This window comes from Streptomyces sp. NPDC023573 (assembly GCF_055559735.1).
On the sequence record NZ_JBVHKB010000011.1, the window covers coordinates 141942 to 156629 of the forward strand.

Below are 14688 nucleotides of genomic sequence, written 5' to 3' on the forward strand. Positions count from 1 at the left end.
CTACCGCTGTGCGCTGCCCGGGCGGCGCCAGAGGTCGATGTCCTTCTTCCATGCCTTGTTGCCGCCACCCGTCGGGCATTGACTGCTGTAGCAGCGCCAGTACCAGTTCTCCTTCGCACCGCGCCTGATTTCGATGTCGTCCTGCCCGCACCGGGGGCACTTCGGCGGGCGGGCGAAGACCTCGGCATGCTCGTGAGTGAGGATCTTGCGGGCGAAGTAGGCACCGCGCATGGTGACCATCACCTCGCGGGTCCAGCTCTGCGACAGGGCGTTGAGACTGCCGAGCATCACGGTTTTTTCATCCACGACCACGATCTTCTGGTGCATGACATGCATCGGGACGACCGTATGGACGACCGCACGCAGGTCCTCGACGAGAGACAGATTCGCCGGCTTCTTCTGAAGCTGGTCACTGGGGTCGCGGACGAAAACGGTCACCCGTACACCCCGGTCGACCGCCGCGCGCAGCTCCGGGAGGATCATCCGGACGCGCCTGGCCACCCAGGGGGTCCACAGCCACAGGGATGTCCGCGCGCTTCGGATGGCGGCGACGAAGGACGCGTAGAACGTCGTCTCGTCGTCGACGTCACTGACCTCCACGTGCCGTGAGAGGACCTCCGCCAGACGGTCGCCGAACTCCCCGCGTGGCACGTTCAGCTCGGGCGGCGTGATCAGGGACTTGGCGGGGAGAATCCGCACTCCTGACGAGCCGATGAGGGCGTGCAGATGTCCGAACGGGGAGTCCGGTGCCTTCCGTGCCACTTCCTGGATGCGCGTGCCGCTCGCGATGACGTACACGCGAGTCTGGACACGGGTCATGGCCACGTTGAACAGCCGGATCCCGCTGCGCATCCAGTCGCTCGCCTCCGGTGCCCGCGAAGCCTTCGCCATCCACAGCGGCCTGCTGTGTTCGCCCTCGACGGTGTCGAAGACGACGATGGGGAACTCCCGGCCCTGGAACCGGTGCGCGGTGCCGACCTCGGCGCTCGGACCACCACCCCGTTCGATGTCGCGAAGCGCCTCCAGCGTGGCCTCGGCCTGGTCTCCGTACGGGGTCACGACGCCCGTGGTCTCGCCGTCCCCGCCATGCAGATCGATCAGGGCCCGGGAGATGAGTGGGCCCGCGGGCCACCAGCCCTTGCTCGGGCCCGTGAGGTGGACATGGGCGAGTTCGTGGAGCCCGTCGGTGTCGATGAGGACGATCTCCGGGTCCTCGGAGCTCCTGGAAGTCGGTACGACGGGGCCGGCCTGGAGCACACCGCCGTAGGCCAGGCCGTTCACGAGGCCCATCACGGCACGGCCGAACCGGTTCTGGGTCACCAGAGTCGTACAAGCCGGGTGTGTCCGCGCTGCCGCCGGGTCGGTGATTCCGCAGTGCTGGAACACGTCCGGAACCAGCCAGCGCTGGATGTCAGGGCGCCTCTTGTCCTTCAGCGCTCGGGGGACGACGGGGCCCAGCTGCATGAAGTCACCGAGGAGCACGGCCGCCTGCTGGGCGTGGGAGACGGCGAGCAGGACCTCGGGCAGGGAGGCGGCGCCGACCTCGTCGATGAGAACCACGTCGTAGTGACCGGAGAAGACATGCCGGTTGGTGCGGAAGCGGGCCAGGGTCGTGGCGACGAGACGGGCGTTCTTGATGATCTCTCCCTGTGCGTCGCGGGCGAGGCGCTCGTACTCCTCCTGGATCTGCTTGTACCGCTCCTCCAGCGGGCCCTTCCGAGCCGCTTCGGAGGCGACGACGGGACGCAGAGCCTCGGCCTTCCCGTGCCGGGCCGGCCAGCCCTGTTCCTCGGCGGCGGCGATGAGCGTCTCGGCGAGGTGCGCTCGCCCGGCTTCGTCCTCGGCCGTGGCGAGAGCCGTGCGAAGTTCGCCCAGCGACCGGGTCAGGGTGCGGTGGCGGGCGGCCGCGGCGCGCGCCGCCTTGTCACGTCGGTCGATCTCCGTGTCGGAGAAGGGAATCGCCCTAGTCATCTCCTCGGCCTGGACCCCGATCTGGGCCCGGCGGCGGTCCGCGATGTCGCGGGCCTTGAGGGCATGGCCGTGTGCCTCTCGGAACTGGTCTCCCGCCTCACCGCACGCGGCCTGGGCGTCGGTTCGCTCAGCTCGTGAGCGCAACTTGGCGAGCCCTGTCCGGTTCTCGACCTCGCGCAGGGCGCGCTGCGTCTCGCGCAGCCGCTCCTGGCTCTGAAGAGCGGCGGACTCGGCTGCCGTGGCAGCGTGTTCCACCCCGTCGGCCTCGTCGAGGAGGGCATCGACCTGTTTCCAGAGGTGGCGGGAGTCCTCGGCGTCGTCCCGGTCCTTCAGCGCCCCGTTCAGGTCCTGCTCGGCTGCCGCCAGGCTCTGGCCGACCTCCCGGGCGGCCTTCTTCAGTTCCGCCACCCGTACATCGCGCGACGCCGCATCGCCGAACGGCTCGGTCACCAAGCCCCTGGCCTGTATGTAAGCCTCCGCATCGAACCGTACGAGGCCCGCTTCCAGCTCCGCCAGATCCTCCGCGCGGCTGCGAATCCCCAGCAAGTCCGCCGACACCTGGGCTCGCCGGCCCTCGACGTCGGCCAGTCGGGCCCGGACCATGAGAGGCAGGGACACGTGCGGGTCGTCGGCGATCTCCTTCAGCTGGGGCGGTCCCACGCGGACGATGTCTCCGCTGTTGTGGCGGTGTCCCCTCAGGACCCCCTTCAGGGCGTTGTCCACGGCGATGTTGGTCGCGGAGACGAGCAGGACCCTCTTGCCTGCGGCGATCAGATCGCCGATGGCCAGGGTGAGCACCATCGTCTTCCCTGTGCCGGGTGGCCCCCACACGAGGCGTACGCCGGTTCCGAGGCAGGCCCGGTACGCCTCCTGCTGCTCGGGGAAGAGGCCGGCCGGTACCTCGGTCCGGGCAGGCTCTCCGGCGGGGCTGCCGGAAGCGAGCAGGCTGCCGAGCGGCGTGTCCCCCAACCCGGCGATACCGTCTCTCAGGGTTTCCAGCAGGAAGGTGGGGGGCTGTTGCAGAACCCAGAGGAAGGGGTCGACCGGGTCCGCGAACTCGGCGACTCCGACGGTCAGCGCCGAACCGCTCTGCATGGTTTCGGTGACGGTGAAGCCGGCTTCCACACCCGATTCCTCGGGCCCGGCGAGGCGCAGGCTTTCGAGCTGGTCGGGGTTGAGTTCGGTGCCTCGCAGATCCACCGCATAGCGACCCGGCTCGCCGGCCCGGGCCGCTCGGCCGATCCTTCGCCACCGCGGGCGCTGACCTGCTCCCCCTTCCACGGCGATCCATTCGTCGACCGCCGTGGCGATCTCCTCGCGCCAGCCCAAAACTCCCCCTTATCGGCTCGGGAATGGTAGATCTTGCGGAGGGCCCAGGACCGCCCATTACGTGAAAGCCCTGGCTTCCACAGCGGAATGGAAAGGTTCGAGACTCGGATCGGTTCCTATTCGGCCATGTCCCGGTCTTCGTCCACCGGACTGCGGAACCGTCTGTCCGAGGCGACCTATACCGTTGACGCAGCTCACCGCCCTGGCACGAAGCGAAGGAGAACGTCGTGAGGCCCACGCTGGCCGCCGCGCAGCTGCGGGGCAGTCTCACCCAGTACCTCACGACGACGTACGCGCTCACCGACGAGGACACCCGTCGGGCGCTGGAGCGGTTCCTCGAACATCCCGAGACCGGGATGTTCCGTGGCCCCTATCTGCGAATCAGGACCCCCTTCCACAAGGCCGATGCCGGCTGGGAGAAGCACCTGGAGTGGAACCCGGGATTCACCCCGTACCGGCACCAGGCGAAGGCGTACGAGCGGCTGAGCACGCTCCACGGGCCCGCTCTGCCGACGCTGGTCACGACGGGGACGGGTTCCGGGAAGACCGAGTCGTTCCTCGTGCCCGTCCTCGACCACTGCCGCCGCGAGAAGGCCCTCGGCCGGCGCGGGGTCAAGGCCGTGCTGCTCTATCCGATGAACGCGCTCGCCACCGATCAGGCCGGCCGCATCGGTGAGTACCTCGCGCAGCCGGAATTGGCCCAGGTGACCGCGGGGCTCTACATCGGCGACCGGCCGGACACCGACTTCCGCCGTGTGATGACGCGGCGTGAGGAGATGCGGCAGTCGCCGCCCGACCTGCTCGTCACGAACTACAAGATGCTCGATCTGCTGCTCCAGCGGACCGAGGACCGCGCGCTGTGGCAGGACGCCGGGATCCAGTACGTGGTGCTGGACGAGTTCCACACCTACGACGGGGCGCAGGGCACGGACGTCGCCATGCTGCTGCGCCGGCTGGCGATGGCCACGGGCCGGAGCGAGCCCGGGCGTCCCCTCGGTTCGATCTGCCCGGTGGCGACCTCGGCGACCCTCGGTGAGAGCGAGCCCGGGACCGGCCCGGGCTCCATCCTGGAGGTGGCCGCTCAGGTCTTCGGCATGCCGTTCTCCCCGGACGCGCTGGTGGGCGAGGAGCGGATGACGCCCGAGCAGTTCACCGGGCCGGTGAACTACGGTCTGCCCGAACCGCCTTCACCCGAGGAGGTCATCGCCTGCTCGGGCGGCCCCGATGTGGTGTCGCGTCCGGACACGCTCGATCTCAATGCCCTGGCGGCACGGATGCTCGGACAGCAGGGCCTGTCCGCCTTCGAGATCGGGCGGCTGCTCAAGCAGCACGATTTCACTCAGGGGGTGCTGTCCCTTCTCGACGGGGCCCCACTGAGCGAATGGGAACTCCGTGACCGCCTCGGCCGGTTCGGGTACACCTGGGGCCGGACCGCCCAGGAGAACCCCCGCCTCGCCCTCGCCGCGCTCGCGCGCTTCGTCGCCCTGCTGTCGGCCGCCCGCGATCCGGAGTCGGACGAGCGCCGTCCGCGCCCCCTGCTGCACGTCGAGACCCACCTGTGGGTCCGGCCGGTCGGCCGGATCGTGCGCGGAGTCGGCCCGGGCAAGCCCGAGTTCCACTGGTACGAGGACGATCGCGCTCGGCGCTCCGCCCTGCTCGCGACGCCTCCTGAGGGCGACGAGGAAGCCGAAGCCGGCCAGATCGGGCACGTGGCGCGTTCTCATCGCGCGCAGTCGGCGATCGGCGCGGACACCGCCGTACGGCAGGCGAGCATAAGGCTGCCCGCCGTGTACTGCCGCAACTGCGGCCGCTCCGGCTGGGCTGCCGTCTCCCCGGAAGCCGACCCCCAGCAGCTCGTGATGGCTCACGACAAGATCTGGCGCGCCAGCGTGGGGCGGGAGAAGCGGCGGGTCCGCTATTTCATCGCCGCCACGCCCGCGGAGCAGGAGGACACGCTGGCGGCGGTCAGCCAGTCCCGCCCCGCAACGGGAGGCGGACAGCCGCCGGCACTGATCCTGGACGGTGCTCAGGGGGCCTACCGGCTACCGGTCGCCCAGGACGCCGGGAGCCTTCAGGACGCCTGCTTCGTCCTGGCGATCACCGAGAAGAAGTCCGCCGACCGGGCCGCCGTCGATCAGCGCTGCCCCGCCTGCGACACCGACAACGCGATGCGTTTCCTCGGCACTCGGCCGGCCGCCCTGGCGGCCGCGACGGTCACCCAGCTGTTCACCGGTCAGGAGGTCGCGCTCGAAGCGGAGGAGCGCAAGACCCTCCTGTTCAACGACTCGACCCAGGACGCCGCCCACCGTGCGGGGTACGTGGCGAACCGGTCGTTCACGTTCTCGCTGCGCTCACTCCTGGCGCGCAATCTGGACGAGTCCGGCAAGCCGTCGGCTCTCAACGACCTGATCGGGAACGTGCTCGACTCCGTCGAGGATCCGCAGGCCCTCGCGGCTGTCGTCCCGCCCGATCTGTACGACGAGCCGGGCGTGGACCGGCTGCTCTCCGGGCGGGGCACGGGCGATCTGCGGACCTGGAAGCTCATCGGAGAGCGGCTCGCCTTCGCCACCGTCATGGAGTTCGGGCTCCGTTCCCGGCAGGGCCGCACCCTGGAGCTGACCCGGACGGCGGCCGCCGAGGTCGTCATCGGGGACCAGCACCGGATCACCATGCTCGCCCGCGACCTGCACATGGCCCTGCCCGGTCAGCTTCTCGGCACCGGCCTGCCGACGGCCGAGCGCTATCTGGCCTTCGTCCGCGGGCTGCTGGAGCGGGTCCGGCTGCGCGGCGGGGTCCGGCACCGGTGGCTGGAGCCGTGGGTGAAGGACGCCGGGGTGACCCGGTTCAAGATCTGGGGCGGCAGGCCCGACGGCATGCCGGCGTTCCCCGACGGTGTGGGCGCGCCGCGCTTCCTGCTCGACGGTGACAAGGGCAGGTCCGACTTCGACTCGACGACAGCCCGCACCGGCTGGTACCAGGACTGGGCGCGCCGGTGCCTGGGCCTCGACGCCCCCGGGGCTGCGGAGTATCTGCGCAGGCTGCTGCCGGTCCTCGTCGACGAGGGTCTCCTCGCGGTGCGGACGGCACAGGACCGGACGACGAAGGTCTACGGTCTGCAGCCCGGCCACGTCGAGGTGCGGCTCCTTGAGGACGACATCGTCAACAAGGCCTTCGTCACCTGTGAGGCGTGCGGCTGGGAGCAGGTGGTCCATCCCTCCCGGCGGACCCGCTGGTACGGCCATCCCTGTCCCCGGTACCGGTGCCGGGGACAGATCACCGCGCCGCAACCGGGCCAGGCCACGGTGCTGTCCTCCGGTTCCACCAGCTTCGGCGGCCCCCGGCCGCGCGACTACCGCGATGACTACTACCGGCACCTCTACCGGACGGGTGGCACCTTCCGGGTGGTCACGGCCGAGCACACCGGCATGCTCACCCGGCCGCAGCGGGAGCGCGTGGAGCGGGCCTTCCGCGACGGCACCCACTACACCGACCCGAACGTGCTGTCGTGCACTCCGACCCTGGAGCTCGGCATCGACATCGGAGACCTGTCCGCGGTCCTGCTGGGTTCGCTTCCGAAGGGCCCTGCCAACTACGTGCAGCGAGCGGGCCGTGCGGGCCGCAGGACGGGCAACGCCCTGGTGGTGGCCTTCGGTGGTCGCCGGGCCCGCGATCTGTACTACCTCGACGAGCCTCGGGAGATGATTGCCGGGGACATCGTGCCGCCCGGCTGCTACCTCTCCGCGGTGGAGATCCTGCGCCGCCAGTACACGGCGCACCTTCTGGACCTCGCGGCGCGTGGCCGGCTCACGACGAGCGACGGTGAGCCACTGCAACCCGCGCCTCGCCTGGTGTCGGCGCTGTTCGGCAGCACCGCCTGGTGCCAGGAGCTCGCGGACGCGGCCCTCGCCCATGGCGCCGTGCTCGTCGAATCGTTCCTGGCCCTCTTCCCCTCACTCCCGGGCCGGCCGGACACCGGGGTCTCCGGCCAGGCCGCGGACGAACTCCGCGCGTACGCGTGCGGTGGCATCGTGCGCGCGCTCCAGGAAGCCGAGGAGGAATGGACCGGCCGCGGTGAGGAACTCAGGCGCCGGCTCCACGCCATCGACACGGCGATGGACCAGCTCGTGCGCAGCGATCCCGAGCAGGAGCGCGAATGGCGCGAGTTGCGCGCCGAGCGCTACGCGACGGGCAACCTGCTGCGCGACCTGAACCAGACCAGTGCCCACGGCGCTCTCGTCGAGCTCGGTCTCCTGCCCAACTACACCCTCTCGGACACCACCACGCAGCTGGAGGCCACCCTCTCCTGGACCGAGCAGCCCGAGACCGAAGGGGCCAAGAAGACCTACCACAGCGAGGTCCGGGACTACGAGCGCTCCCGTCGGTCCGCGCTGTCCGAACTGGCGCCGGGAAACAGCTTCTACGTCAACGGCTACAAGCACGTCGTCCGGGCCCTGGACATCGGCAGTCCGGAGCGCCGTGCCTGGTCGGTGTGGCGCATGTGCCCCGCCTGCGGCTACGTCCGTACGGAGAACGCCCAGGCCGATGCCTCACCCTGTCCCCGGTGCGGCGGCCGGGAGATCGCCGACGCGGGCTGTGTCCAGCGCGTTCTCGAACCGAAGCGGGTCATGTCGCGCGACAAGCGGGACGACGCCCGGGTCCGCGACGACAAGGACGAGCGTGACAGCAGGAGGTACGCCGTCCTGACCACCGTGGACGTCGACCCACTGCACCTGGCCACGGGCTCCTGGCGCCACGACACCGCCGTCTTCGGCGTCGACTTCACCCGCCAGGCCGTGGTGCGCACTCTGAATCTGGGCCTCGACCGCCAGGACGGCAGCAGCACCGTGCCCCTCGCCGGGGCCGACGTACGGATCAACCCGTTCTACGTCTGCACAAGCTGCGGCGGCGCCACCTCCGAGGGGCGTCCGGTCGTGGACCACCATCAGGACGCGCTCACCGAATCCCTTGCCGCGGCGACCAGGGCCAGCGCCCACCACCAGCTGTGGTGCCCGCGCCGCAAGGTCCGTACGAGCACGCCGGAAGGTCAGGGGAAGGGAGAGGACGTCCCCCTGCTCCTGGCCCACGAGCTGACCACCGAGGCCGTCCGTATCCTGCTTCCCGCGTCGGTCGCCCGCGTCAGGGAACGCCTCGCGTCCTTCACCGCCGCACTGTTCGTGGGCATCGCCGCACGCTACGGCGGCGACCCGGACCACATCGACATCACCGCCGCGTCCATGCCCGACGGCAACGACCCGGAATGGCCACGTCGTTTCCTCGTCGTCTACGACCGTCTGCCGGGCGGCACCGGCTACCTGCACCGGCTCGCCACCTCCGACGGCTTCCGCGAAGTGCTGCTGAGGGCCCGCGAGGTGATCGACAGCTGCCCGTGCATCGCGAAGGGCCTCGACGGCTGCCACCGCTGTCTGCTGCGCCGCGTACCGGCCGGCGACTACGACAAGGTCAGCCGCAACGAGGTCCGGCAGATGTTCGACGAGCTGCTGGGTGCCGACGGCGGCGACTGGGCCACCTCACCGGTCGCGGCCACCCACCAGATCCCTCTGGAGCGGCAGGCCGAGAGCGATCTTGAGGTCATGTTCCTGGAGACCCTGGGCGAATGGGCGAAGCAGCCCTCGGCCAAGGCCAGTGCGGACGCCTACACGACCACGGCCGGGACGTACTCACTGGACCTGCGGCTGACCGGCGTGGACGGGGCCACCGTCAGCTGGCGGGTCTCCCAGCAGCGGGTCCTCGACGGCACCCGCCCCGACGTCCTCTTCGAACGTACCGATGCACCCGGTCCGCGGATCGCGCTCTACCTCGACGGATACGAGTTCCACGCCGGGCCGAAGCACAAGGACAGGCTCGCCGACGACGCCGTCAAGCGCACCAGGCTGCGCGCCGACGGAATACGGGTCTTCCAGCTCACCTACTACGACGTGAAGGACTGGCGGACCCGGGTCCGTGACACGGGGTACGCGAGCACGGGGCCGGAGAACCCGGTCTGGGTTCCGTACGGCGAGCAGGGCCAGAAGCGTGCCCGTGACTACTACGCGGGCGTGCACGGCGGCCTGCCGGGCGAGCTGTCCGCGAACCTCTGGGTGAATCCGGCGGACCTTCTGATCGCTCATCTGCGTGCCCCGGACGCTTCCTTGTGGCAGCAGCGCGCCGAGGCCGCCGTCGCGGGGCTGCTGGGTGCCGGGGCCCGGATCGCCGCACTGCACCCTCAAGCCGTCGGCGAACAGCTCCTCGCCGCGCTGCGGGGCGGCGCCCCGCAGGGGCCCACGGGACCGGTGCAGCTGCTGACCGCGGTCGACGCCGCAGGATGTGTGGTCACCGCCGCCGCGGACGGTCGCCACCGGCCGCCGATGTGGACCGGGCTGACCCTGCTCGACGACAGCGACCGGGCTGTGTCGGACGAGGCCGGGCACAAGCGGCGCTGGCAGGGCTGGCTCTACTGGAGCAATGTGCTGCAGTTCCTGGAGCACGGAGGCGGTGACAGTGTCCAGTTGACGACCAGTCTGCTGGACGGATTCACCGTCCACGGCCTCGCCGTCGCCGGAGGCTCGGGCTGGCTCGAATCCCAGCGGGCCGAGAGGCCGGCCGCCGCCGTCACGGCGCCCCCCGCCGCAGACCTCGTGGAAGAGCCCGCCCCGGTCGTCCTCGTCTCTCGGCCGGCACAGCACTCCGACACGGCCCATGACACGGGCTGGGAGCAGGTGCTGGAGTTCCTCGACCCCGATGAACCCGGTCTGCTCCCCCTCAGCCAAGGGCTGCGCGCGCTGGACGTGGTGCCGCCGGAAGCCGGCTACGAGCTGGACGAGCACGGCTGGATGGCCGAACTCGCGTGGCCCTCCGCCCGGATCGCCGTGGTGACGGCCCACCGGCCGGCCGACGGGGAGCGCGATCACGACGCGGAGGACCGGGACAAGGCCTTCGCCGCGGCAGGCTGGTGGATCAGCACAGCCGTCTCCTGCACGCCCCGGGACATCAAGGACCTCCTTGCCGCGGCAGAGGGCGAAGACACGGACACGAACGACGGAGACCAGCAGCGATGACGACCACGGGCGTGACCCTGCGTCTGCTCGACAAAGCGGACAAGGAGATCCTGAGGCTGCCTCGTGCGGTCAAGGGCGCGATCTACGACTTCCAGCACAAGTTCAAGGAGAACCCGCAGCTCCGGGGCCTTCGGCTGAAGCAGCTGGAGGGCCACGACCGGCTCTGGTCGGCCCGTGTCAATGACGAGTACCGGGCCTTGCTGCTGCGCCTGGCGGAGACCGACTGGCTCATCGTCTCCGTCAAACACCGCAAAGACGTGTACGAGAAGCTCGACCGGCTCTCGTACGGAATCAACCGGATCACCGGCGGCATCGAGTACGTCGACCTCGAGATCGTCGAGGAGAGCGTCCTCCGTCGAGCGGCGACTCCCGCGCCCGCCGCCACCGCCCCCATCGAGCCTGCCCCGGCGCCCGCTCCCGTCCCACTGTTCGCCGCGTTCTCCGACGAGCAGCTCACCGACCTCGGCGTCGCGGGACCGCTCGTACCGGTCGTCCGGACCCTGACCACAGAGGATCAGCTCCTCGGCCTGGCGGAGTACGCCCCGCAGCTCACTTCCGAAGTCCTGCTCGCACTTCACGACGGCGCGTCGTACGACGCGGTGCTGGAGCAGATCACCAGTCCCGTCTCCGCACCGGACCCCGTCGACACCGACGACTTCCGGGCCGCCGCCGAGCGGCCGGCCACCATGGTCACGACGACGGACGAGGCGCTGCGCGAAGCCCTGGAAGGCGGCGACTTCGGCCGGTGGAAGGTATTCCTCCACCCGACCCAGTCCCGCCTCGTCGAGCGCGAGTACTCGGGCCCCGCCCGGGTGGGGGGCGGACCGGGCACCGGCAAGACCATCGTGGCCCTGCACCGGGTCAAGCACCTGGTGGACCGGCTCCCTCCCGGCCGCAACAAGCCCGTCCTCCTCACCACGTACAACAAGAATCTTGCCGCCGACCTCAGGTCACGGCTGCTCCAGCTGGGCGGCGAGGAGCTGCTGGCTCGCGTGGAGATCAGCCACGTCGATCAGCTCGCGCTGCGCGTCGTACGCGAGGCCGAGCCCGGAAGCGCCAAGCAGACGCTCGACGAGAGCCAGGCTCTCCGGGAGTGGCGTGCCATGCTCGACGAGCTGGGCGAAACCGGGTGGGACGCCCAGTTCCTGCACGACGAGTGGTCGCAGGTCATCCTGGGCCAGGCCGTCGTCTCCCGCACCGAATACTTCCGTGCGCGGCGAGCCGGCCGGGGCAAGAACATCGCACGGGCCGAGCGCGCCGAGATCTGGCAGCTCGCAGAGCGTTTCACCCAGCGGCTCGACCGCCTCGGGCGGCAGACCTGGGAACAGGTCGCGGAGCGCGCGGCGCGGCTGGAGATGGACCGCGAGCGGCGGATCCAGGCCGTCGAACGTCAGCGGGAGGAGGCGGGTGGTCTCGACAACATCCATCTTCAGGCCGGCTCCGCGGGCTGGCTGCACCACCGCTTCCAGCACATCGTCGTCGACGAGGCACAGGACCTGCGGGCCGCGCACTGGAAACTGCTGCGGGCGATGGTGCCGCGTGCCGCCAACGACATCTTCCTCGTGGGTGACACGCACCAGCGCATCTACGGCAACCAGGTCACCCTGGGCAGCCTCGGGGTCCATATCCGCGGCCGCTCGGCCAAGCTGACGTTGAGCTACCGGACGACGCGGCAGATCCTCGGCTCCGCTCTCGGGGTGCTCAGCGGTGAGGGCTTCGACGACCTGGACGGCAGTACCGAGGATCTGGCCGGGTACAGGTCCGTCCTGACCGGAAGCCTTCCGCAGTTGCACGGTTGCGAGGACTGGGAGTCCGAGCAGGAGTCGATCGCCGCACTCCTCGCCGACTGGATCGCCCTGCCGACACCCCCCGGGCAGATCGCCGTCTGCGTTCCGACCAACGCCATGGCGAGCGAGCTTGCTTACACCCTGCTCGCCCACAAGGGAATCAAGGCCGTCGAGATCGGCCCCGAAGGCCCCCGTGGAGACGAAGGCGTCCACATCGGCACCATGTTCCGCTTCAAGGGACTTGAGTACCAGCGCATGGTCATCGCAGGCGTTCGGGACGGACTCGTACCCCGGGAGGCGGTCACCCGCCTGCGGAGCGACGATGCCGTCCGCTACCGGCGTGAGCTCCAGCGGGCCCGCTCGCTGCTCTTCGTCGCGGCCACCCGTTCGCGGGACAGCCTCGCCATCTTCTGGCACGGCCGTCCGAGCCCGTTCCTCGAACCCCTCATGCGTTTGCCCGCTTCATGAACACACCGGACGGCTGAGCCACCCTTGAGCAGGAGATCCTAGGGGGACTCAGCCGCCCCGTCCGGCGAGCCCAACGCTCTGGAGCATGGCGGAGGTGACCCGTAATCAACAGTGGACGGGGCGACGAGAACAGCTCCGCCCAGCGCGATCCCTCGGTCACTCCTGACACGCTTGCGCGATCAGGCCGTCCCTTCCATCCGATGCGGCTTCACCTCCTGCAGAGACAGCAGGGCCTGGAGGTTCGATCTCATCGGTGATACCCAGAGGCAGCTGCGCCGAAGTAAACGTAAGCCAGTCATCTCTGACACCACAACAGCTCTGGCCGTCGCGGTCGTCTATTTCTCGGACGCAGAGCATCGTGATCGCTAGCGGCTCTCCGCAGTCGGATGGCACGAGGAGGCCACGAATCGCACCCTCAGCAAGGACGCGACGCCCTGTGCGGCTCGGTGAACTCGAGCCTTGGCTGACGCGCATTCAGAACGGGCGCCAAGTGAGCGTCAGCCCGTCGCGCACAGTCCCCGGAGAAAGTCACCGCAGCTGGCTCATCCCTTGCGGTCGTGGGTGAAACCGCAGGTCAGAGCAGTCTGCCCGGAATGGCACGCACTCCTCGTCGTGTACCGGGGGAAACAGGTCGAACAAACCACCCGAACCACAAAGCGGCAGGTCAGGCACCCTTGTCCGCAGGCTCCAGGATCGCCACGCATTCCACATGGTGCGTCATCGGGAACAGGTCGAACGCCCGCAGCGTCCGCACCCGGTACCCCCCGTCCCGGAAGTACGCGATGTCCCGTGCCAGCGCCGCCGGGTCGCACGCCACGTACGCGATCTTGCGAGCGCCCAGCGACGCCAGGTGCTTGACCGTGGCCTTGCCCGCGCCCGCGCGCGGCGGGTCCAGGACGATCAGGTCGCATTCCGTGATGCCGGTGCGCGGCAGCACCTGGTCTACCTTGCCGTGTTCGATGCGGACCCGGTCGAGGTCCTTCAGGTTGTGCCGGGCGTCCTCGACGGCGCGCTTGCCGGACTCGATGCCCAGCACCGCGCCCTTCTCGCCGATGCGCTGGCCGATGGCGCCGGCGAACAGGCCGACGCCGCAGTAGAGGTCCAGCGCCGTGTCGTTCTTGCGCGGCAGCAGACCCTGCATGACGGCGCGGACCAGTGTGTCGGCCGCCTGCGGGTGCACCTGCCAGAAGCCGCCCGAGCCGACGCGGTACGTACGGTCGTCAGCGCGCTCGCGGACGAAGGCGCGGCCGTGGACCCGGTGGACGCCGCCGTCCTTCTCGTCGACGCGGAGCACGGAGACGGGCTTGTCGAGCTCGACGAGCGGGAGGCGGCCGCCCTCGCGGGGGGTCAGGATGACCTGGCGGTCGTGGGAGCCCGTGGCGGAGATCGCCTCCACCGTGGCCATCTGCGGCCAGTCCTGCTTCTCGATGCCGAGCTCCGAGACGCCGGGAGCGGCGATCAGGCAGTGGTCGATGGGCTGGACCTCGTGCGAACGGTGCTTGCGCAGTCCGACCAGGCCGTCCGCGTCGACGGCGTACTGGACACGGGTGCGCCACGCGGGGACCTCGCCCGGCGGGAGCTTGTCGCCCTCCGCCGGCATGACCGTGCCGTCCCAGCCGGCCTCCTCGGGCGTGAGGCCCGCGAGGCGCTGGAGCTGCTCGGCGATCACTTCGCCCTTGAGGCGGCGCTGGGCGCCGGGCTTGGCGTGCTGCCAGTCGCAGCCGCCGCACTTACCGGGCCCGGCGTACGGGCAGGGTGCCTCGACCCGGTCCTTGGACGCCTCGACGACCGTGACCGCGTCGGCGCGCAGGAAACGGGAATCGCTCCCGCCCTCGGTGACCCGGGCGACGACCTTCTCGCCGGGCAGGGTGTGGCGAACGAAGAGCACCTGGCCCTCGGACGTACGGGCGATGCAGTGGCCGCCGTGGGCGACGGGGCCCACCTCGACCTCGTACTCCCGGCCGACCAGGTCCTCCCCGGTCTGCGACTCCTTGACCTGCGACTCCTTGGCCTGCGACTCCCCGGTCTGCGGCGACGTGGATTCGTTCTGCATGAGGGGGTGGCTCCAGAGGTCAGGA

Annotated in this window: 4 protein-coding genes; 2 read left to right on the top strand and 2 right to left on the bottom strand. The window is 70.1% G+C overall.

Annotated features, from left to right (window positions below; all coding sequences use genetic code 11):
* Positions 1-3300: an AAA domain-containing protein gene (locus tag ACZ32T_RS30240; RefSeq protein WP_467370194.1), complete on the bottom strand. Its 3300-nt coding sequence runs from the start codon at positions 3298-3300 to the stop codon at positions 1-3.
* 227 nt (positions 3301-3527) lie between these two features.
* Here ACZ32T_RS30240 and ACZ32T_RS30245 point away from each other — a divergent pair, with 227 nt between their 5' ends.
* Both ACZ32T_RS30245 and ACZ32T_RS30250 read left to right on the top strand, forming a co-directional pair.
* Positions 3528-10355: a DEAD/DEAH box helicase gene (locus ACZ32T_RS30245; RefSeq protein ID WP_467370197.1), complete on the top strand. Its 6828-nt coding sequence runs from the start codon at positions 3528-3530 to the stop codon at positions 10353-10355.
* A complete protein-coding gene (locus tag ACZ32T_RS30250; RefSeq protein ID WP_467370200.1) occupies positions 10352-12610 on the top strand; it encodes a UvrD-helicase domain-containing protein in 2259 nt (752 codons plus the stop codon). Before ACZ32T_RS30245 ends, ACZ32T_RS30250 begins: the two co-directional genes overlap by 4 nt.
* Before the next feature lie 664 nt (positions 12611-13274).
* Here ACZ32T_RS30250 and ACZ32T_RS30255 read toward each other — a convergent pair.
* Positions 13275-14663 (bottom strand): class I SAM-dependent RNA methyltransferase, encoded by a 1389-nt coding sequence (locus ACZ32T_RS30255; RefSeq protein WP_467370203.1) that lies wholly within the window; start codon positions 14661-14663, stop codon positions 13275-13277.
* Positions 14664-14688: the final 25 nt, after the last annotated feature.

What these genes read in the sequence shown, in the direction of transcription:
- ACZ32T_RS30250 (WP_467370200.1), top strand. Translation starts at nt 10,352, where the DNA reads ATGACGACCACGGGCGTGACCCTGCGTCTGCTCGACAAAGCGGACAAG.
- ACZ32T_RS30255 (WP_467370203.1), bottom strand. Translation starts at nt 14,663, where the DNA reads ATGCAGAACGAATCCACGTCGCCGCAGACCGGGGAGTCGCAGGCCAAG.